General features: G+C 63.2%; 12 protein-coding genes and 3 CRISPR repeat arrays (1 of these 15 only partly in view). Of the genes, 8 read left to right on the top strand and 4 right to left on the bottom strand.

The features are described 5' to 3' along the window. Positions 1 to 87: direct repeats of the CRISPR family, unit length 30 nt; unit sequence GCTTCAACCCCTCAAGGGTACATCTGGAAC; it begins 3,786 nt to the left of the window's first position. A gap of 239 nt (positions 88 to 326) precedes the next feature. From cas6 to cas2, 8 genes are all read left to right on the top strand, one after another. Further along, entirely contained in the window at positions 327 to 1,154 is an 828-nt protein-coding gene (gene cas6, locus P2T60_RS20790) for a CRISPR-associated endoribonuclease Cas6 (RefSeq protein ID WP_276282752.1), read from the top strand. Further along, positions 1,151 to 3,352, top strand: a complete 2,202-nt coding sequence (gene cas8b, locus P2T60_RS20795; RefSeq protein ID WP_276282753.1) for a type I-B CRISPR-associated protein Cas8b/Csh1 — start codon at positions 1,151 to 1,153, stop codon at positions 3,350 to 3,352. Before cas6 ends, cas8b begins: the two co-directional genes overlap by 4 nt. Before the next feature lie 71 nt (positions 3,353 to 3,423). Further along, on the top strand, positions 3,424 to 4,473 hold the full coding sequence (gene cas7b / locus P2T60_RS20800; protein WP_276282835.1) for a type I-B CRISPR-associated protein Cas7/Csh2: 1,050 nt from the start codon (positions 3,424 to 3,426) through the stop codon (positions 4,471 to 4,473). 9 nt (positions 4,474 to 4,482) lie between these two features. Then, positions 4,483 to 5,328, top strand: coding sequence for a type I-B CRISPR-associated protein Cas5b (cas5b, locus tag P2T60_RS20805; protein WP_276282754.1), 846 nt, complete (start codon positions 4,483 to 4,485; stop codon positions 5,326 to 5,328). A 33-nt stretch (positions 5,329 to 5,361) separates the two neighbouring features. Then, complete coding sequence (locus P2T60_RS20810; RefSeq protein ID WP_276282755.1) at positions 5,362 to 8,340, top strand: CRISPR-associated endonuclease Cas3''; 2,979 nt, start codon at positions 5,362 to 5,364, stop codon at positions 8,338 to 8,340. A 121-nt stretch (positions 8,341 to 8,461) separates the two neighbouring features. Beyond that, positions 8,462 to 11,008: a CRISPR direct-repeat array (repeat unit 30 nt; unit sequence GTTCCAGATGTACCCTTGAGGGGTTGAAGC). 279 nt (positions 11,009 to 11,287) lie between these two features. Beyond that, entirely contained in the window at positions 11,288 to 11,842 is a 555-nt protein-coding gene (gene cas4 / locus P2T60_RS20815; protein ID WP_276282756.1) for a CRISPR-associated protein Cas4, read from the top strand. Between the two features lie 2 nt (positions 11,843 to 11,844). Further along, positions 11,845 to 12,840 (top strand): type I-B CRISPR-associated endonuclease Cas1b, encoded by a 996-nt coding sequence (cas1b, locus tag P2T60_RS20820; RefSeq protein ID WP_276282757.1) that lies wholly within the window; start codon positions 11,845 to 11,847, stop codon positions 12,838 to 12,840. A gap of 1 nt (position 12,841) precedes the next feature. Continuing rightward, on the top strand, positions 12,842 to 13,102 hold the full coding sequence (gene cas2, locus P2T60_RS20825) for a CRISPR-associated endonuclease Cas2 (RefSeq protein ID WP_276282758.1): 261 nt from the start codon (positions 12,842 to 12,844) through the stop codon (positions 13,100 to 13,102). Between the two features lie 101 nt (positions 13,103 to 13,203). Further along, positions 13,204 to 13,960: direct repeats of the CRISPR family, unit length 30 nt; unit sequence GTTCCAGATGTACCCTTGTGGGGTTGAAGC. A 291-nt stretch (positions 13,961 to 14,251) separates the two neighbouring features. Here cas2 and P2T60_RS20830 read toward each other — a convergent pair. The 4 genes from P2T60_RS20830 to P2T60_RS20845 form a co-directional block, all read right to left on the bottom strand. Beyond that, positions 14,252 to 14,542: a DUF8008 family protein gene (locus P2T60_RS20830; protein ID WP_276282759.1), complete on the bottom strand. Its 291-nt coding sequence runs from the start codon at positions 14,540 to 14,542 to the stop codon at positions 14,252 to 14,254. A 1,110-nt stretch (positions 14,543 to 15,652) separates the two neighbouring features. Beyond that, complete coding sequence (locus tag P2T60_RS20835) at positions 15,653 to 17,533, bottom strand: DUF8186 domain-containing protein (protein WP_276282760.1); 1,881 nt, start codon at positions 17,531 to 17,533, stop codon at positions 15,653 to 15,655. A 9-nt stretch (positions 17,534 to 17,542) separates the two neighbouring features. Beyond that, entirely contained in the window at positions 17,543 to 17,977 is a 435-nt protein-coding gene (locus P2T60_RS20840) for a DUF7985 family protein (RefSeq protein WP_276282761.1), read from the bottom strand. 220 nt (positions 17,978 to 18,197) lie between these two features. Further along, complete coding sequence (locus P2T60_RS20845; RefSeq protein ID WP_276282762.1) at positions 18,198 to 21,554, bottom strand: carboxypeptidase-like regulatory domain-containing protein; 3,357 nt, start codon at positions 21,552 to 21,554, stop codon at positions 18,198 to 18,200. Positions 21,555 to 21,919 lie beyond the last annotated feature (365 nt).

Consider the following 21,919-nt stretch of genomic DNA (forward strand, 5'->3'; position numbering starts at 1 on the left):
CCTCAAGGGTACATCTGGAACCTGAGTCTTTGGGCACTTTCGGCACCAGCGAGACCCGCTTCAACCCCTCAAGGGTACATCTGGAACCATGCCGGATTCGTCGGCGTGATAGCGTCTCGTAGCCGAACCCACATGAAGATTTCCGTCGACCCCCAATTCCCCCTGAGACCCCCGGGGGTCGACGGAAACTTGTCTTGCTTGCGGTGGGCGTGGAACTCCCGTGAGCAATTATTTGTTACTCAAACGGAACGTTCATATAGCATCCGTTCGGAGCGTGACGTGGATGCAATGGTTGGTTTGACTGCATATCGACGGACGGGGGTACAGTGCGGCTTCTAATTCGGCTTCGCGCTCGCGCGGACGCCGCGTACGACAACTCGCACTTCCACGAACTCCGCGGCCGACTCTGGAAAGGACTCCGGGGGACAGAATACGACGACCTTCACGACGCCGACCGGCCAATCGGTCTCTCGTTCTCGAACATCTTCCCGTGGGGCGACATCGAAGAAGGCGACGAACGAACCGTTCTCGTCGCCGCAACAGACCAAGACGTATTACGGGCCATCGCCGAGAGCGTCATCACCGACCGCGAGTTCAACGTCGGCCAGATGCCGTTCCACGTCGAAGAAGTCACCACCGTCGCCCCGGATGTCGGCGAACCCGGAACCCGAGGAACGCTCGAAACCGGAACCGGCGTTCTCGTCCGCATCCCTCCACAGCAGGCCGACGCCTACGGCATCGACACCGACGGCGACGAAGCCATCTTCTGGCAACCAGAACACTCGCTCGAACCACTCAAAACCCAACTCGAAAACAACCTCGACAAGAAACACCGGCTGTTCTGCGACGACCACCTGCCCGGCCCGAGCAACCGCGACGGCGACCTCTTCGACGAGTACGACCTCCTCAAGACGTTCGCCGTCCCGGTCGAAGTCACCCAAGGCGTCGAAATGACGTACATCCTCAGCAAGTGGCGGTTCGGTTACCGGGTGCGCGACGACCACCACCGCCGCCACCTCAACCTCGCGCTCGACGCAGGCATCGGCGAACGCAACGCACTCGGACTCGGCTTCCTGAACATCCAGCGAGACTCGAAACGTCCGCCGGGGACACCAGAGGCGTCGAGCGCGTCGACCGACGGAGGGCGTCGATGACGCGTCTCGACACCGCGACGCTCGACAAGTATCTGCCCGACGGCCCGATTTCGTCGCTTCGCCGTCTCGAAGTCCTGTACGGTGCGATGACGGAAGCGGCCGCGGGCGGAACCGACAGCGAGTACGGCCTCTACTACACGCCCGGCGAGTTGGCCGGGTTCGTCACCGACGCCGACGACGACCGCTATCTCGTCACCGTCAAAGTCGACCTGACCGGCGACGACCCGCGACTCGACGCCGTTACCGCCCAACCGCTCCAGCCAAGCATGGTCGAAGACCTCGGCTACGCGCGCTACCCGTGGGGTCGTGGTATCGACCACAGCATCACCGAACGCGGCGCGAAAGGCGGGTCGACGCTCGACACGACCGTCCGGTACTGCCGCGAGCGACTGGAACGCTGGACGAACGCGAGCGGAAAAGAGCCAGCGGTCGGCCGAGTCGCCGACGAGCATCCGGACGGCCACGTGATTCGCGCGCTCCAGACGCTCGGGTCGCGCGACGACATCGCCGACCAGATAGAAGACTCGCTCGCATCGAACTTCCCGAGCGCGGACTCCCCGCGCGTCGTGGCGACGGTCGCTCTCAAACTCGACCCGGAGTCACTCGAAGCGCCACCGGACGGGCCGCCCGACGGCGACGGCTACTACTATCCCGGCCAGCTTCCGGTGTTGAACGAGGGGATGGTCGCGCGGAAGAACCACAAGCTCGCCACGAAGAACGTCGACAGTCCGTCGAAGGGCGAGGGGACGTGCATGGTGACGGGCGACCGCGGCGAAGTGTTCGGCACCGCCGAAGACCCACTGGCGTTTTTCACCATCCAGCACTCCGAGAAGTTCGCGGAACTCAAAAAGGAGAACGCGTGGCGGTCCCATCCGGTCTCGTCGGAGGCCGCGCTCTTGCTCCAATCCGGCACGTCGCTGGTCGACGAGTGCAGTCGGACGCGTGACGGCTTGCGCGTCTACATGCTCCCGTACGTGGTTGACTGTGACGCCGAGCGCGCGGAACTGCTCTACGCTACTGTCGCGGACGCCGACGCCACGTCAATCGTCACCTTCCAGCAGAACGCAGAGCAGAATAACGAAGCGTTTGCGGACGCGCTCCGGTTCTACGTCATCGGCGTTCGGAACGACAGCGGCGACATCAACGTCCTCCACGAGGTGCCGAACGTCGATATTTACTGGCCGCGAGAGGTGGCGAACGCCCATCTCGACGTGTTGGAGGGGAGTACGTTCGACCCGGTTGCCGGGTTTCGACGACCCGCAGAAGACGACTGGCGGCACATCGACGACAGCATCGGCCAAGACGCGATGCTTCGCGCGATTACCGGCGGAAGTTATGCCCGCGACACGCTCGCGTATCCGACCGCGGACGACCCGACGAGCGACGACCCCCGCGAATGGCTCGTCACTGCGCTGTTGACGGGCGAACCCGTCCCCGTGGACAAACTACTCAGCCAGTACGTCGACCGGATTGCGAGCGACACCGACGCCAGCGACGGGAGTTTCCCGACGTATCTGGTTCTCACCCAGTACGCCCAACTCGAAGCGCTCGCTCGCGCCGGACTGCTCGACGCGCCAGACGACCGTTCCGAACTCGCAGACACACCAGCAATTACGATGGACCAGACGAACGACCTCTTCGGCTCGAACGAATCGCTCCCGGACCCGTCCGACCTCGCGCCGGACGGCGACGTGAAAAAGTATCATGCACGAAAGTACCGGCTGGAACGCTTCCTCGGCGAACGACCCGCGTTTCAGGTCGACGACGACCCACACAGCGCTGACGACTCCCAGACCGCCGACGAGCGCCGCGGTGCGTTCCTCTTCGGCGTCTTTCTCGGCCAACTGGCTAACCACCAGTCGTACAACCGCGACATGAACCGGACGCTCCGCGACCAACATCCCGCCGACCGAATGACGGCCGACCGGATACAGAACGTGTATCCCGACCTCGAACAACGCTCGGGGGTCTACGCGAACGGAGACCAACTGTTCCCGGAGACCGAGAGTTTGCTGAAAGACGCTTTCGCCGAGGCACCCCCATCCAGTTGGGCGCTCCCGGTCGAGGACGTACGGTTCTTCTACGCGCTCGGTCTCGCGTACGGCGCGGAAGCCCGCGGACAAGCGTTCCAACTCATGGACCGCCTCGGCATCGACTACGGCGACGCAGACGACGCGACTGACTCGGCCGACGAATGACCGACTCGAACGCAACGCTCGACACCTACGACACAGACGACCAGACCACTGACTCCGCCACCACGCAATCCATGACCGAAACTGTCGATAACCGCTCCGAAATCGTGTTCGTCACCGACGCACAGGACTGCAACCCGAACGGCAACCCGCTCGGTGAAAACCGCCCGCGGAAAGACCCCATCACGGACCAAGCCGTCGTCACGGACGTACGCCTGAAACGCTACCTCCGCGACCAACTCCACGCCGACGGCCACGGCGTCTTCATCAAGAAGACCGGCGACGAGAGCGAAGTCCGCGCCCGACTCGCCCTCGACGTACTCGGCGACATCACGGACGCCGACGAAGTCGCCGAAATCGAGAACGTCCGCGACGAGTTCCTTGACGCCGCGACCGACGTGCGGTACTTCGGCGCAACGCTGAGCTTCAACGCCGACACCGACAACGACTTGCTCGACGCGGTGGCCGACGCGTTCGACGGCGGCAACTACACCGGCCCGGTCCAGTTCTCGCCTGCGCGGTCGCTCAACGCGGTCGAAGAGAACGAAGAGTCGAACACGCTGACCAGCGTCATCGCCACGCAGGACGACAAATCGACCGGTGGGTTCGACCTTGACGACAACCGGCTGAAGTACGCTATCTTCCCGTTCCACGGTCTCGTAGACGAGAACGGCGCGAGCGACACGGAACTCACCGCGGCCGACGTGAAGCGTCTCGACACGCTCTGCTGGCGCGCGATGAAGAATCAGACGATTTCCCGGAGTAAAGTCGGCCAAGAGCCACGACTCTACGCTCGCGTCGAGTACGCGACCGACGGCTATCACGTCGGCGACCTGCACAACGGCTTCGACCGCGACCCCGACTACTCGAAACCGGAGTCGGAACTCCGGAACGTGACGGACTTCACGCTCGACGTGACGAAGTTCGTGGACCGACTCGCGTCGGCGAGCGACCACGTAGAGACGGTTCACGTCGTCGGCGACGAGTATCTGGACATGAGCTACGACGGCGAGCGGTACGGGACCGCCGCCGACCTCGCCGACTTGCTCGAATCTCAGGGCGTGCCGACGACCACTATCGACGTGTACGCCGAGTTCGAGGAGACGCTTCCGGCGGGCGAGTGAGGGTTCGACGTGACTAATACGAACGTCGGGCCGGTGGACCCGGCCCCCGACCGGAGCGAGACGCCGCCGACGCTCACCGACGGCGTGCCCGATTCGTGTCTCGTCTGTACGGTGGGCGGCGACTGGGCGCACTTCCGGCGCATCGACCGGACGGTCACGAAACAGACGTATCGGTTGCCGCCGCGGACGACCGTCGCGGGACTGCTCGCGGCTATCGTCGGTGTCGGCCGCGACGAGTACTACGACGTGTTCGACCCGGCGGTGTCGGCGGTCGGCGTCGAAGTCGTCGGCGACCTCCGAACCACGACGCAGCCGAGTCTCGGCGTCGGCACGAACCCCGGCGAGACGTTCGACAGCGCGGGCGGAAGCGGCAAGAAGACGGTCAAAGTCCGGTTTCCGGACACGACCGACAACCGCCAGATTCACAGCTACGAGTACGTCGTCGACCCGGCCTACCGGCTGTACGTCGCGGTCGAAGACGAGGCGTTCCACGCGGCGCTGAAACATCACCTCGAACGCGGCACGTCGTACTATCCGCCGTCGCTCGGCCTGTCGGAGTTGCTCGCTCGCGTCGAGACGCCCGAGGCGGGCGTCGAACACGACGTGACCGCGGTCGCTGTGGACGACACGGTGGCGGTCGATTCGGCGATTCCCGAGGCGGTCGAGACGATTGTTCCGCGCGCAGGGACGCCACATCACGTCGAGCGTCTGCCTGCCGCGATGGAGGCCGACGGTCGGAACCGCCGGACGACCGAGTTCACCGACTACGCGTTCACCGCCGACGGCCAGTTGGAGACCACCGGCGACGGTCTCGCACTCGGCGATGTCGCTGGACGCACGGTCGCATTCTACTGACACGACACCCCCTGTTTTCACGACTCTCGATTCATGACACCAGACCAACTCCCCGACGAGATTATCGCCCGCCGGAGAAACCGGGACGGCGGCGCGGACGAGGACGTGCCGAACGACGAACTGCTGGTTGACCACGCGAAAGCGGTCGCCGACCGCGCGGTATGGCTCGGCCGGTTCGAGAGCGAGTCGGGCGACGGCGGGCCGTCCGACGAGGCGGTCGTGCGGTGTCTCGGCTGGCTTCACGACTTCGGGAAGGTCGCACCGGCGTTCCAGTTGCACGTCCGCGGCGAGTATCCCGACGGGAAAGACGACCGATTGACCTACCACGCGCGACTCGGTGCGTTCGCCACGTACTACGCACTCGGACAACTCGGTGCGCCAGAGCGCGACCGTCTCGCCGCGTGGGGCGCGGTGCTTCGTCACCACGGCCGACTGCCCGACTTCGCAGAGCGAACCTTCGAGACGGTGCAGAACGAACAGCACGCCGAAAAACGCGGACAGTGGGCTGGCCCGCAAATCAACCACGTCCAGTCCTGCGCTCCGAGCCGTGCGGTTGCATCGCGGCTGTTGGCGGAAGCCACCGACGGCGCGGCGTCGTGGGACGGCTTCGTCGAGGCGTTCGAGAGCGGCGCGCTGTTCGACGACCTGCTCGACGCCGTTGCCGAGGGACCGATGCAGGCAACGGCGACGACCGATAAGCTTCCCGCAGACCTCTACGGCCGGACGACCCGGCTCTGGAGTTCCCTGACGCTCGCGGACAAAACCGCCGCGGCCGACCGCGAAATGGCCGACGCTCTCCGACCGCAGGCGCTCGACCTCGACCGATTGGAGAGCCACATCGACCGACTTCAACACGAGTCGGGTGCGACCGACACCGACATCGGCGACACCGACACCGACACCGACATTGGTGACATCGACCCGACGGACGAGGCGTCACTGAACCGCTTACGGGAGACGGCGCGCCAGCGCGTCAAAGCGAACGCGCCGCGACTCGCCGACGCCGAGGTCGGAACGCTCACGCTCCCGACCGGACTCGGCAAGACGTTCGCCGGGATTACGGGCGCGTTCGAACTCCGCGACGTTCTCGCCGAACGACGCGGCCGCGACACCAAGCCGACGGTCGTGTACGCGCTCCCCTACACGTCGATTATCGAACAGACCCGCGAGACGTTCGAGGACGAAGACGTGTTCGACGCCGACCCGCGGTCGCGCGAGTTCACCGTCCACCACTACCTCGCCGAGACCGTGACCTACCTCGACGCCGACCACGACGAGACCGCCGACGAAGCCGACTGGGAGACGACGCGGTCCGACGCCGAACTGCTCGGCGAAAGTTGGCGGTCCGGCGTCGTCCTCACGACGTTCGTCCAACTGTTCGAGAGTCTCGCCGGGCCGACGAACGGACAGGGACTGAAGCTTCCGGCGTTACGGGATGCGGTCGTCGTCCTCGACGAACCGCAGGCGCTCCCGAAACGCTGGTGGGACGCTATCCGACGCCTCGGCCGGATAGTGGTCGGCGAGTACGACGCCCGCATCCTTTCGATGACCGCGACGCAACCGACCCTGTTCACCGACGGCGACTTCGAGACGCTCTCGCTGCTCGCGGCCAACGACAGCGATGGGGCGGACGCCGCGGAGACGACCGACGACTCGTCGGCCGAGTCGTCGTTCGAGCGCCGGGCGTCCGAGGCCGTCGCGCGAGTCGGCTACGAGGTCCACGAGTCGGTTCGGGCGGCCACGGAAGACGGCGGCACGCCGATTTCGCACGCGGACGCCGCGGCCGAGATTGCCGCCGCGACACAGACAGACGGCGACGAGTCGGCCGACGCCCGCCCGTCGGCCGGTGGCCGGTCGGTTCTCGCGGTCTGCAACACTATCGGGAGTTCGCGGGCGTTGACCGCACGTCTCGAAACGGCGTTTCGAGCGACCGGCCGTCGGCCGACGCACGTCGGCGAGACGTACCAGAGCGTCCTCTCGGAGGTGGACACGAACCCGGACGAACTCCCGGACTACGAGCAGCTAGCGCGGCGGACGCTCCGGGAACTCGGGTTCGCGTACGACGCCGACCGCGAAGCGTGGTATCCGACCGACGACTGTACGGGACGCGGGTATCTCGGGACGTTCAACTCCCGGTATCGGCCGCTCGACCGGCGCGTGCTGATACACGTCGCAGACGAGCTTTCGACCGCGGGCGTTCCGTTCGCGTTCGTCTCGACGCAGGCTATCGAAGCGGGCGTCGACATCAGTTTCGCGCGAGCGTACCGCGACATCGCACCGCTCGATAGCGTCGTCCAGACGGCGGGACGCTGTAACCGGTCGTTCGAGTGGGGGCCGGAGAACGGCCGGGTGACGGTGTGGACGCTCGCGGCCGTCGAAGACGACGACACCGACGGCGAGGACTTCGACAGCCACGGCCGAGACGCCGACGACGAACCGGACCGCGACCGGAAACCACCCTCGAACTACGTCTACGACGGCGGCCTGCTTCGCGCGGCGGCCGACATACTACTCGGACTGGGTACGGACTCGGCCGGAACGGTGTCGAGCGTCACGCTCGAACGCGAGGCGGTGCCGCGCTACTTCGAGACTATCGAAACCCAACCGTGGGCGTCCGAGGAACTCGCCGCGTTCGTGGACGACAGTCGAGCGGAAGCACTCGGCCACCGTTCGCTCATCGACCAAGACTACCAGACGGTCGACCTGCTCGTCGCGGCTACCGAGACGGACTGCGAGCGTCTCGACAACCTCAACGATGCGTTCGGCCAGCACGCGAGCGAGGGCTTCGAGTTGCTGTCGGAGTTGGCTGACCTCCGCGTGTCGATACCCGTCCAAGACCTCGAAGAACAACTGCCGACTCACGTCCGCGCGGACCACTCCGCGCGCACGGACAGCGACGGTCTCGACGTGTTCGTCCACCGCGGCACGGAAGGCTACGGCGCGTACAAACTCGACGACGGCGGCTTCGTCTCCGACGACGGCCGCGGCCCCTCGAACCGATTCACGACGTAACGAAGCGGCGTCAGTATTCATCTCCGTCGACCCCCCGGGGGTAGAGGGGGAATTGAGGGTCGACGGAAATCTTCATGTGGGTTCGGCCACGATAGCCTATCACGCCGGAGAATCCGGCATGGTTCCAGATGTACCCTTGAGGGGTTGAAGCCGCGAGGTCGAGGACGACGACGGCCGCGGCCGCGCGTTCCAGATGTACCCTTGAGGGGTTGAAGCCCTTGTCGGGCCAGTTGTCAGACAGTTGGAGTTTAGTGTTCCAGATGTACCCTTGAGGGGTTGAAGCTCGACGAGCGTCGAGTCCGGGGAAATCACTAACCAGTTCCAGATGTACCCTTGAGGGGTTGAAGCAGCGTCTTCGAGACGCTTTCCGCTCGGGTATCGAGAGTGTTCCAGATGTACCCTTGAGGGGTTGAAGCGACGAACCCCTGCCGATGGAGGCGGTCCTGAATGCCTGTTCCAGATGTACCCTTGAGGGGTTGAAGCTCGTGTGACCGTTCGCCACAGTTAACGCAGACGTTGTTCCAGATGTACCCTTGAGGGGTTGAAGCCAGTTGGCGGTCGAGAGTGACCTGCGCGAGACGGCGTTCCAGATGTACCCTTGAGGGGTTGAAGCAAGTATGGGACACCGCCAACGAGCGTTGATGGGACGATTCAGTTCCAGATGTACCCTTGAGGGGTTGAAGCCTCGACCTTCGGGCCGAAGGGGCCGAAGCGGCGGCGGTTCCAGATGTACCCTTGAGGGGTTGAAGCATTTTGCGCAGGGGTCGGTCATGACTGAGAGCGCGTTCCAGATGTACCCTTGAGGGGTTGAAGCAGTCGCGGGGTCGTTGCACTGGACGGGACGCCGACCAAGTTCCAGATGTACCCTTGAGGGGTTGAAGCGTTGTCGCGCTCCGGGTCAATCCGCAGTGCGGCAGTTCCAGATGTACCCTTGAGGGGTTGAAGCTCTCGTGACCGGGAGAACGTCTCCAGATTGCTCGGTTCCAGATGTACCCTTGAGGGGTTGAAGCGCGGAAGCGCGCGCGGTCGCGACCACCGACGACGGAGTTCCAGATGTACCCTTGAGGGGTTGAAGCGCAGGCGGCGGGAAGCCGTTCGCCGTCGAACTTGAAGTTCCAGATGTACCCTTGAGGGGTTGAAGCTCGTGACCGGGCGGCCCTCCAGCTGGCTGGCAACACGTTCCAGATGTACCCTTGAGGGGTTGAAGCCTGTGCCGGGCGTGGTTGGACGCAACCAGCCAATCGGGTTCCAGATGTACCCTTGAGGGGTTGAAGCACGTCCCTAAGATTCATTAAAAACCCGTGAGTGAGTGTTCCAGATGTACCCTTGAGGGGTTGAAGCGGTCACTCACGGTCAATATCTGCAACGTGTTGAGTGTTCCAGATGTACCCTTGAGGGGTTGAAGCGCCCACAAGCGGGGCCTGTCCTTCTCCCGACTCGGTTCCAGATGTACCCTTGAGGGGTTGAAGCGGTGTTCGTTCTCTGGGAGCGTGATTTCTGATGCCCGGTTCCAGATGTACCCTTGAGGGGTTGAAGCGGTGTTCGTTCTCTGGGAGCGTGATTTCTGATGCCCGGTTCCAGATGTACCCTTGAGGGGTTGAAGCGGCCAACTTTCGGGGACGCCGACCGGCACGCAGGTGAGTTCCAGATGTACCCTTGAGGGGTTGAAGCACTGTGCTGTTGGTTGTGTCGTTCGCTCTGTTGCCAGCGTTCCAGATGTACCCTTGAGGGGTTGAAGCGTCACCTCGACTTGCGCGGGCTGGCTGTCGCCGGGGTGTTCCAGATGTACCCTTGAGGGGTTGAAGCTCGCCTTCGCCACGCGACGGAGGTACTTGATGGCCGAGTTCCAGATGTACCCTTGAGGGGTTGAAGCGAGATGAAAATCAAGCCGTATGACAGTTCTGTGGACAGTTCCAGATGTACCCTTGAGGGGTTGAAGCTCTCCGGTCGGCGACGTGGGGTCGTAGTTGCCATGTTCCAGATGTACCCTTGAGGGGTTGAAGCGCGGCCGAGAAGGCCATCGAGAAGTCCATCGACCGCGTTCCAGATGTACCCTTGAGGGGTTGAAGCTGGTTCGCGTGCTGGAACAGGCCGGTGTTGTCTTCGGTTCCAGATGTACCCTTGAGGGGTTGAAGCACCGCCACGTCCATGAAGACCTTCCGCCAGCACCCGGTTCCAGATGTACCCTTGAGGGGTTGAAGCTCGGGTTGGCGGCTTACGCCCTCGGCGGTCTCGTCGGGTTCCAGATGTACCCTTGAGGGGTTGAAGCGGCCCGTGAGGACAACCGCCGCAACCGGGGCCGCACGTTCCAGATGTACCCTTGAGGGGTTGAAGCGCGGCCGACGAGTTGCTCGGGAATTACGGCATCGAAGTTCCAGATGTACCCTTGAGGGGTTGAAGCGGTCTTAGACCGTACTCTGCGAAATGAAAGTGGGCGTGTTCCAGATGTACCCTTGAGGGGTTGAAGCGACTGGTCTACGGTCTCGGAGCGGTTGAAGGACTTGTTCCAGATGTACCCTTGAGGGGTTGAAGCACCGAAGGACATTGTTGCTCGAACGTCCCGGCAACGGGGTTCCAGATGTACCCTTGAGGGGTTGAAGCCGCGACCCATGAGCGCGGCCATGTAGATTAGTTTGCAGTTCCAGATGTACCCTCGTGGGGTTGAAGTGACCCGCATGAAGTTGCGGAACTCTGGTTTACGACGTTCTGGCTGTTCTGTGGTGTAGTGTTGGGTAGTCTGTTCTTTCAGGTGGGATGGGTTCGGCGACGAATAAGTGAGTCTATGCAATAGCAATAGAATTCAGTCTTAAAGACAAAAATACACATGTTTAATACACTTTTTGATTGGTGGAGACGGAAAAGACACGTGTTGGTGTTGTTGCGGGCGTCGTTCGGTCCCTTCTTCACCCGAAGAATTTTTAACCTATTAACATGTTATCGGAGCATAATGTCCGATGGTGAGGACGTACTGAAACAGTATCTCGCGGCCGAGCGCGACCCACACCGTGAGCCTCGTGTACGGATAACGGGGTTGATGGTGCAGTATTACCACGTCTGCAAGCGCGAACTCTGGTTCATGTCCCGCGGACTCGACATCGACCGCGAAACCACGAACATCCAGCGCGGAACCCATGTCGACGAAAACAGCTACGACGACCGTCGACGGTCCTACCAAATCAACGGCCGGATTCAACTCGACCTACTCGACTCCGGCGACGTAATGGAAGTCAAAGTTTCCTCGACGCTGGAGAAACCCGCCCGGATGCAGTTACTCTACTATCTCTGGTACCTCGACGAAATCCTCGACATCCAGAAAGACGGCGTTCTCGCGTACCCGAAAGAACGCAAGCGCGAGACCGTCGAACTCGACTCCGACGCCCGAACCGAAGTCGAAATCACCATTCGCGGTATCATCAACACCGTCGAACGCGACACACCGCCCGAACTAAAGAAGAAACCGTACTGCGACGCCTGCCTCTACCAAGACATCTGCTGGGTGTAACCATGCCGAAAGACAATCACCACGTATTCGCCGACGGCGAACTATCCCGGAACGAAGGCACGCTTCGAATCGACACCCTCGACGGCGAGACGAAATACCTCCCCGTCGAAAGCATCGACACGCTCTATCTCCACGGCCAAATCGACTTCAACACGCGAGCGCTCGGCCTCCTCAACGACCACGGCGTCCCCGTCCACGTCTTCGGCTGGAACGACTACTACCGCGGCACCTACCTGCCGAAACGCGAACAAGTATCCGGAAACACAGTCGTCGAGCAAGTCCGCGCGTACGACGACCACGACCGCCGTCTCGAAATCGCCCACGACATCATCGCCGCCAGCATCCACAACATGCGGGCGAACGTCCAGTACTACGACGGCCGGAAAGAAGACTTCGAGAGCGCGGTCGACCGCCTCGAAAACCAGTACGCCCGCGTCGAAAACACCACGAACGTCGAGGAACTCCGCGGTGTCGAGGCGACAGCACGCAAAATCTACTATCGGTGTTTCGACCGCATCCTCCGGGACCCGTTCGAGTTGACGAAACGAGAGTACAACCCACCGACGAACGAAGCGAACGCGTTAGTCTCGTTCCTCAATTCGATGGTGTACACGACGTGCGTGTCTGCGATTCGGAAGACCGCGCTCGACCCGACGATAGGCTACGTCCACGAACCCGGCGAACGCCGGTTCACGCTCTCGCTCGACATCGCGGACGTGTTCAAGCCGATTCTCGCCGACCGAGTTCTGTTCCGACTCGTCAACCGCCAACAGATAGGTATCGACGACTTCGAACAGGAACTCGATGGCTGTCTGCTCACCGAAGACGGCCGTCTGGCAGTTCTTGAAGCCTACGAGGAAACGCTCGACCGGACAGTCGAACATCCACGACTCAACCGGAAGGTGAGTTACAAGACGCTGGTGAGGACTGACGTGTACAGCTTGAAAAAGCACGTCCTCACGGGAGAACCGTACCGGCCGACGGAACGGTGGTGGTGAGATGATAGTCATCGTCGTCTACGACGTGCCCGCAGACAGAACCCGGATTTACCGGAAGCTACTGCGTCGACGGCTCGAACACCTCCAACAGTCGGTCTTCTACGGCGAACTGACCGACGGGCAAGTCACCGGACTGAAAAACGAGATTCAAGAGAAGTTACAGCCCGACGACTCGGTTATCGTCTTCGAATCCGGTTCGTCGGCAGTCGTCGACTACACGACGTTCGGAGATACCGACGACCCCGGAAGCCGCTTCACCTAGTCTCCGTCGACCCCCGGGGGTCTCAGGGGGAATTAGGGGTCGACGGAAACACTTGTATGGGTTCGGCCACGAGACGCTATCACGCCAGCAAATCCGGCATGGTTCCAGATGTACCCTTGTGGGGTTGAAGCTCTGATGCCGGGAGTCCCCGAGTTCACTCAGTCGGGTTCCAGATGTACCCTTGTGGGGTTGAAGCACTCCCAAAATGGCCCGTGTGTAGTATCCAGTTTGTCGTTCCAGATGTACCCTTGTGGGGTTGAAGCGGATTTCGGGAGTGGGTCACGTTCGACATCAATATCGCTGTTCCAGATGTACCCTTGTGGGGTTGAAGCTGGCTGATTACGTCCCGGATGGTGTCGGCGTCAGGCAGTTCCAGATGTACCCTTGTGGGGTTGAAGCGCTCAGCGACATGAGCGAACCAGTAGGTCGCCTCCGTTGTTCCAGATGTACCCTTGTGGGGTTGAAGCTCGGCCGAATGGTCGGGTTGGAGAGTCCAAGTGGTGTTCCAGATGTACCCTTGTGGGGTTGAAGCTCGGTCGAGCGCGCGAAAAACGAGTCTGGACTGAGTTCCAGATGTACCCTTGTGGGGTTGAAGCATCTCGCTCCAAGTCAGAGTAGTTTCTGACGCCACGGTTCCAGATGTACCCTTGTGGGGTTGAAGCTCTAAGGTGTGGGAGACTGGCCCCCTCATGGATCAGGTTCCAGATGTACCCTTGTGGGGTTGAAGCCCGAGGGGGTCGCCTCCGACGAGACGGTTGACGAGTTCCAGATGTACCCTTGTGGGGTTGAAGCGACTCGCCTTCCTCCGTCAGAACGTAGACCGCGTTGTTCCAGATGTACCCTTGTGGAGTTGAAGCGTCTATTACTCAAACGCGGAAGTTGTGCTGGCGTGTGTCGAACGGCAGTTAGACGGTTGGGTGTCCGGCCACAGGTGAGGTGAGCGGAGAGTCACGGGGAGGGGTCGCCGGGGGTTGTCGCTGGCTGTCGCTGAAGGAGAGATACTCACAGGTAGTCGTCCGTCGTCACCGTGGCGAGGACCCACCAATCTGGGTGGTGTACACGTCGCCGCGGATTCACGGCCGCTCGAACGTGATGGATTACCGGGAGAGCGGCCGCTCTCTCGGGCCGTCGAGTCGTCGGGCCACGGCGTTATCCGGCCACCTCGTTTGTGTTCGGACCGTCCGGTTCGCCGAGTGTGGATTCGCCCGGTAAGTCCACGTCGGCTTTCAGGACGACGACGGTCTCGGTGTAGGTGAGACCGTCGGCGGTGCGTTCGCGTTTGGTTTTGACGAGGCGGTGGGTGCTGAGTTCGACCATCGCGTCGAGCGTGCGGCGGGCGAGTTCTTCGCGGAGCGCGTCGAGGGCCGTCTGTTCGGTGTCGGACTGTCGGTGTTGGGTGGCGCTCTCTGGCTGTCGGTCGTTCGTCGTTGTGGATGTCATTTGTGGTGGTCTCAGGGAGGGGTGCTTGGCTGGCGATACTCGCGGCTGTTCGACCGTGACCAGCGACGTGTGAACGCTCTCTTCGCGCTGAGTTAGACGGCCGAGAGAGGGAGTGTCGGCGGCGGTCTATCGGCAAACGGTTTCATTGTCGAAGCGTGGTGTCGGCGGGCTGTCGGTTCGACCGCTTCGTGGTCGGCGTCAGGCGTTACAGACGAACCCGAGTAGGGTTGAAGCCCCTTAGGGGTGTGGCTAAGGCCACAAGTCCAAAACGTTACAGACGAACCCGAGTAGGGTTGAAGCCAAACCCGGACCGCATCATCGGTCGAGACGACCAAATGTTACAGACGAACCCGAGTAGGGTTGAAGCCACCCATGGACTACGAGGGTGCGTCGTCGGTAGCGGTTACAGACGAACCCGAGTAGGGTTGAAGCGGAGATGGAGACGAAGAAAACAACGCTCCCGGTGGCCGTTACAGACGAACCCCGAGTAGGGTTGAAGCAACGTCAGACAGTGCCTTCCGTCCCCCAACGGTGTTACAGACGAACCCGAGTAGGGTTGAAGCCTCGACGGTGAGACGTGGACCGAGGCCGACAAGCAGACCGTCGAGACAGTTACAGACGAACCCGAGTAGGGTTGAAGCACGGGGTCGCCGAAGTGGGGAAGAGAGCGCACGAAGTTACAGACGTACCCGAGTAGGGTTGAAGCCGAGTTCGCTCAGGAGTGCATCGTAGAACCGTGTCTGGGGTTATAGGCACGATGATGACCGCACGCGGGGAGGAAGGCCGCCAGCGTCTTGACCAAACTCGGCCTCGGATGACGAGAGTCAGAGGTAGGCCGGGAGAGAACAGTCTCCCCGACTAACCAACACACCACTACCCGAGAACTGTCGTGTTGGTTAGCGTCCGGACTCCCGAGCGTTCCGTCTCGACGCCGACCGGGACGCCAGCCACACCCTCATCGTCGGTCTCGGACAGAACGCAAACCCGGACTAACCAACAGTGGCGACTGGGGGAACGCCATTGTTGGTTAGCTACGCACGACGAACGATACCGAACTCGCCGACCCTGACGCCTCGCCGTCCCGGTCGAACTCTCGGTGTGTCCGAACGTCTACCGACGGCGCGACCACGGCGGCCACGTCTGCGCGCCCGGTAGTTGGCCGACGAGGTACAATACGAAGACGACGGGCGTCAGAAAGCCGAGAATGCGCGTCCACAACTCGGCCTGCACCTGTATCGAGAAGAAGCGACTGCCGGGATGCACGCGCACCCGGCTTCCAGTGAACGCGGGCGTCTCACTCCACCACGGCGCGGGTCGATAGCGGACGCCGACCGACGGCGCTTTTTCGACCGACACCAGCACGACACCCGACGCGTTCGTGTTGACCCGGTGGCCCGCGACTACGACGTGGCCGTCGCGGTCCCGGAGGTCTATCGGCCGCCCCGTCGCGTTCCCCCGTAACTCCACCCGCACCGTCGCGTGCGTCGCGTTACTCTCGACTACCGCCGCCGAGAGGTTCGACCGCCGTACCCGCCGGACACCCGTCGTCGCCGAGAGGTTCACCACCTCGCTCTCAACGCCGCCGACCAGCCCTCGAACTCGGACGGTCGGCGTGAACTCGTCGGCGCGCACCGCGAGCGTCCGCGTCGTCTCGTACTCGCCCGCAACCACATCCACGTCCACCGCGTCCGGAAGCAATCCGGCAGGACTCCCCGCGGTCTCACCGTCGAGGACCGCCTCCACCACAACCCCCGACCCAGTGTCGGTGTCGCTGTAGCCGCGCGGATGTACGTCCGCGGGGAACGCGTACGTCCGGACGGGCCGCACCCCGGAGTGCCGTCGTGTCACACCCTCGCTGGTTGCGGTCTGGAACTCGTCCCACGCCGGGTTTCGCGCGGTGTAGAACCGCCAGCGCGTCGGCACCACCCCCTGCCCTGAGACGTTCACGCCCGTCCAGCGATGCGACGACTGCACCACCACACCCATGTCGCCGTCGGGGTAGCGGGCGTACCGGACCGCCGACCGAAGCCGGTAGAACGACACTCCTGACATGCTGTCGGTCACGACGACCTCTTGGGTCGGCCGGGTGGTCGTCTCCGTCCACCACGTCCGGGTCTCCTCGTCGCACTTCGTCACCGTCCCCGCGGGCGTCCGCACCTCTCGACACTCCTCGTAGGTCTCGCTGTGGCGCTCGCGCACCGTCTTCACGTACTCCACGTCGATGCGGGCCGCCAGCACGAGAGTCGTGTTCCGCCCGCCGTACCCGAGCGCCTCGTAGCTCACGTTCACGACATGCCCGCCCGCGCTCCGACCGATTCGTGACCCCGGCCGGTCGCAGGACGCCCGCGACTCGGCGACTCCCTGCAACACGCACACTGCCGCGATTTCGTGCGATGCAACCGTCCATTCGACCGTCCGACCGTCACTCGCGTCCGTGTCGTCCGCAGGTGGCTCGACGCGGTAATCGACGAGACCGAACACGCGGCCGTCGCGCGCGAGCATCGTCCGCCGCGTCGCCCCATCCACGAACACGTGGGTCGCTGGCTGGATTCGCGCCACTGTCGCGTGGGCGTCCCGGACGCCGCCGTCGGTCCCCGCGACCGACACCGACTCACGGCTAGCGTTCGACGGCGCAACCGACCGACTCCGAGTCGTCGAGAAGTTCCGCGCCAGCGCCGCCCACGCCCGCCGATTCCACCGCCGAGGAAGGTCGGGCGACTGCGACCACGTGTAGTCGGTTGCGTTCACCATTGCCTCGACCATCGACTGGTTCCCCGCCGCGGTCGTGTTCGAGACCGTCGTGTCGTTGCTCACGTTCGACGCCGTGGTGTCAGTATCGAGCGACCATAGGACGGCGGTCTCGTTGCCGAGACCGTACGTCTCGTTGCCAACTGGCCGGTCGAACCCACCGCCGACCGCGCCAGTCGCTACGGCGGTCGCTGGCGCGACGAGAATCACAGCGACGAGGAAGAGTCTGGCCGACTGATTCATACAGTCGGGTTAGAAGGGGACGAGTTTGATGCAACTGGCAATCGGGACGCCGGTCATGTCCACGAAGATGGTGAACGCGGGTCCGGCGAGGAACACGGTGAGTCCGGCGCGAATCGACCGTCCGCGCGTGTTCTTCAACAGCTTCCGTTGTTCTTGCCCGAGATACGGCAGACTCTCCAATGCTTTCGTGAGCATGACCGTGGCGAACCCGCCAGCGCCCCCAATCCAGACACTGAACTGAATCAGGAAGTTGAACACGCCACTAATCACCGTCCCACACATCGGATTCTTCTCCTTCTCGCCGTCCGCCGCCACCGGCGTCGCTACTAGTGACGCGACGACCAGAACCACCGCGGCGGCCACGCCAACCTGCCGGAGTCGGAGTCGGTTCGTTGTCGATACACTTGCTGAACGCTCGTCGCTCGACGCGTGTCTCTGAATCATATCTCACTGTGACTGTGACTGGTTCGTGCGTCACGCCCGGTCCGAGGACACGACCATCCCCGACATCCGAGCAAAGAAGAGGTCGCTTGTACTGCGCCTCCGACAACCACACTTGTATCATTCCGAGAATAACTTTATAGCCTTTACGGATACCCACAGACAGCTAAATACACGAGAACACGACTCGAAGACAGAGGAGGTCCGATTCAGGGGGAGCGTGTTAGGCGGTGGTGTTGAACGTTCGGACCTGCCGGGTGAGGCCCGACGACTGGACGACCGCCCGGACCTGCGACGCGTCCGCCGTCTCGACGCGCACCACGTTCCACCCCCGACCGAACCAGTCCGCCGGAACCACCACGTCGTAGGTGCCGTTCAGCGTCCCGTCCGGCCCAAGCACCGCCTCGGGCACCACCTTCCGGTGGGTGGTGCCGTCGGGCGACTCGACGACAACACTGGGTTTGGTAGTCTGGCGCGCCTCGCCAGCGTACTGGAGCGTCGCGGTCACGGTCGGCCGCAACCCATCGACTTCGGGAGTTGCAACCTCGACGGTGTTCGCGCCGAGCGCCAGCGCCGACACGTTCCGCGACACCACCCCGTCGGTGAGCGGTCCGCGACCGTCGAACTCGCTCGGGTACCGATAGGTCTCGCCGTTGACCGTGACCGTCGCGTTCGTGGGTGCGGCCCGCGCTCGATAGCTCACGTTGTACGCGACCGGCCCGCTCGCCGTCGTAATCTCGAACCTCGCTGACTCCCCGTCGAGCAACGACTGGGGCACGTCACAGGTCCGAGTACCGTCGAGAACGCCCGTGAACGCACACACCGTCTCACCACCCACCCGGACCACGGGACGCCGCGTCCCAGTACGCTCGGTGTACGCGAGGTCGAACCCGACCTGCTTCCCACCCGTCGTCTCGACCTCGATTTGGTTCGTGCCGTTTTGGAGCGAGAGAGTGGGGGTCTCGGATTCGCCGGGGGCGAGCGCCGAGGTCTGGTACGTCCGGCCGTTGACGGTGACTTCGACGCGGCCGGTCGGCGCGGTCGTAACGACGCCCGCGTCGGTCCCCGACACCCGGACCGTCGCGGCGTCCGTCGCCTCCATCTCCGCCCGAACCGTCTCACCAGCGTTCAAGTAGACGCGCTCGCGGTAGGTGCCGGAGTCTACGTCGCGGCCGCCGGGCGCGGTCTCGGCGGTCTTCGACAGCACGGTCTCGTCGCCGACGTGGAGCGCGAGGTCCGCGCGACCGCCGTGTTCGTCGCCGTACGTCGTCGCGGTCGTCGCTTTCACCACCCACGGCAGACGCAACGTGTAGTAGCCCGACTCACGCGCGTAGAACAGCGTCCGCGTCTTCTCCCGCGAGACTGACCCGTAGTCTTCGGGGTTGCCGTGGACGTTCACCCGCGGCGTCCCGTACCGCGTCTCCACCCCGTCGTTCCCCGTGAGTGTGAGTGATGCGTTCGCGGGCGGGAGGTTCCCGCCGACCGTGACCGTCTCGGTCGCCGACGTGCGCTCGCCCTGATAGGTGGTGACGACCTGCGCGGGTATCATCGTCTTCCCCCACCCACTCTCGGCAACCTCGATTTCGAGGTGTTCACCCGCATCCAACGCGACCGTCGTCCGATAGGTCCCCGACCGCGACGCCCGATACCGGCCGCCGCCGAACCGCCGCTCGACCGTCGTCAGCTGGCGACACCCCGACTCGTCGCACGCCGAGACCGTAAACCGGCCGTGCATCCCGCCGTACTGGGTGTTGCGCATCTTCCACTCGACTGCGACCTCGTAGGTGCCGTTCCGCCGCACCTCGACCACGCCGGTCTCGCCGTCAGTCAACTGCGACACCACCGCCCGCGTCGGCCGCGCATCCAACCCCAGCGTCTCACTATCAGTCACGCGGTTCTCCGAGAGGTTCGCCGCGAGGTCGACGCGCACGTCCCGCGGCGGCATGTTCCCTCGAACCGGGAGTGTCGGAGCCGACCCCGACCCCGTATAGGTGCCTGATGTCGAGACGCGCTCGCTGGCAACCTGTCCGGAGAGTCCAAGACGTTGGCGGTCGGGTACGCGATTCCCGTCGATAGGGACCGTTTCGGCCGTGTTGTGGCCCGAAACAGTCTTGGTCTGCTCGCCCGCCGTGTACAACCCCGTAAGCGAGACCGACGTATTCTCAGCATTCAGTGGTTGCGCGAACTGTATCGTGGACGCCAGCGCCGACCCGGTGCCCGTGAGTTCGATACGCTGACTCGGCCGCGTCAACAACCGGAGCGAGTTCTCCGCAACCGTCCCGTCCGCGGTCTCGAAAAACACCACGTTCTCCGGGCTTCCCTGTACGCGGAGGTCGCCCGCCTCTGTCACCGTGACGTTCACCGGCCGACTCGCCGCCAGCGAACTCCCCGTCGGTGGCTCGACGAACAGCGTGTCGTTCCCCGGCGTGACGTTCCCGAACTCGAACGTCCCGTTCGCGCCGGTCGTCACCGTCCGCCCCGCACGCTCTAAGTAGACGGTTGCGCCCGCGACCGCGTGGTCGGCGTCGTCGTAGACCGCGCCGCGAATTACGTCGGTGGTCGCTGTCTCGGAGGTGTTGGTCGGGTCGTACTCGTCGCTCGGCCACTGCCAGTCGTAGTCGCCCGACGCGGGCGTCTGGGTCGGCCAGTCGATACCGTCCGGGTCCCACTCCCGCAAGTCCGACTTCACGTCTTCAAGCGGCACTGGCTCGACCGAAGGGAGTTGACTGCCGTACTCGCCAGCGTGAACCTCCCAGTTGACTATCGCCCGCCGCGCATCCGAGACGTTCTCGTAGACGTACGGGCGCTCGGCGTACGTCCCGTTCGGATACAGATAGACCAAGGAGTCGTTGATTCGTCCGGCAACGACGTAGCTACCGTTGAACTCGAACGCCGTCCAATTACTCGACTGATAGAGCGCCGTACTGTTCGGTGCGTCCGGCCGCGGATACTGTGACGGGTCCGTCTCGTGTTTCGCACGCCACGCCAGTACCGCGTCTCGCGCGTTCGCCCGCGACGAGAAGAAATACGGCGTCCGCGTCACGTTCCCCGCCGGAGTGAGATAAACGACGGTACCGTGTAGGTCGCCGGTCACGACGTACGCGCCGCCGTAGCCGTACACCGTCCAATTACCCATCTCGTCCGAGACGGTGAGACTGGCGTCGGCCGTCGAGAGGTTCTCGTAGGGCGCGTCCGACGCGCTCGCCGTCCCACCCAATCCGGGGTTGACCGACAGCGACAGGCCGCCGGACGCGAGTACGGCCGCAACGGCCAGCAGGCAGACCGCCGCGACCATCGCGGCCGTCCGCAAACTGAACTCGCGGACCACGCCCGCAAGGTCGAAGTCGAACCCAACGCCGACGCCGACGCCCGACGAGAGTTGACGGCGCACCTCCTCGGGCGGCACCCGTTCGACCTCACAGTCGTCGTTCGGACACTGTGTCGCGTACACGTACTCCTCGCGCCTCGTGTCGTACTGGCCGGTGATACGGTCGATACTGTCGAGTCCGGTCGTGAAACACGCCGGACACTGTAACTCCGTTCTGTCGCTCGCCTCGCCATCTGGATAACTTCCTGTCATACTCTCGATAGTCACTCCGCTCGTACTGCATTAATTGAACTATCTATACAGCTAACTGTAGTCGTGTATCTAGCGTATAGAGACGTAGCGTCACTAATACGTTCTGCTCGGCGAACCTGAAGCACGGTCTACCGAGTCGAGAAACGAGACCTCGGAATAGGGTGGATAGCCGAGTCTCAACACGTAAGTTAGAGGGTAGAAACGTGTAAGTAGGCGATTCACCGGAGGGATATGGAATAGATTAATGGCGGGGCGGCGAGATGGTCGGGTAGAGCGCATGTACCGGAAAATTGACCGTTCATTCCAACCAACCGCACGGCCTACTTACTTCTCAAATTGCGCTAACTAGACAGTGCCTGAGAGTC

It is taken from the genome of Halorussus caseinilyticus (genome assembly GCF_029338395.1).
Lineage (GTDB): Archaea > Halobacteriota > Halobacteria > Halobacteriales > Haladaptataceae > Halorussus > Halorussus caseinilyticus.

Coding starts and splice junctions, on each gene's coding strand:
- cas8b (WP_276282753.1), top strand. CDS start 1,151: ATGACGCGTCTCGACACCGCGACGCTCGACAAGTATCTGCCCGACGGC.
- cas7b (WP_276282835.1), top strand. CDS start 3,424: ATGACCGAAACTGTCGATAACCGCTCCGAAATCGTGTTCGTCACCGAC.
- P2T60_RS20810 (WP_276282755.1), top strand. CDS start 5,362: ATGACACCAGACCAACTCCCCGACGAGATTATCGCCCGCCGGAGAAAC.
- cas4 (WP_276282756.1), top strand. CDS start 11,288: ATGTCCGATGGTGAGGACGTACTGAAACAGTATCTCGCGGCCGAGCGC.
- cas1b (WP_276282757.1), top strand. CDS start 11,845: ATGCCGAAAGACAATCACCACGTATTCGCCGACGGCGAACTATCCCGG.
- cas2 (WP_276282758.1), top strand. CDS start 12,842: ATGATAGTCATCGTCGTCTACGACGTGCCCGCAGACAGAACCCGGATT.
- P2T60_RS20830 (WP_276282759.1), bottom strand. CDS start 14,542: ATGACATCCACAACGACGAACGACCGACAGCCAGAGAGCGCCACCCAA.
- P2T60_RS20835 (WP_276282760.1), bottom strand. CDS start 17,533: ATGAATCAGTCGGCCAGACTCTTCCTCGTCGCTGTGATTCTCGTCGCG.
- P2T60_RS20840 (WP_276282761.1), bottom strand. CDS start 17,977: ATGATTCAGAGACACGCGTCGAGCGACGAGCGTTCAGCAAGTGTATCG.
- P2T60_RS20845 (WP_276282762.1), bottom strand. CDS start 21,554: ATGACAGGAAGTTATCCAGATGGCGAGGCGAGCGACAGAACGGAGTTA.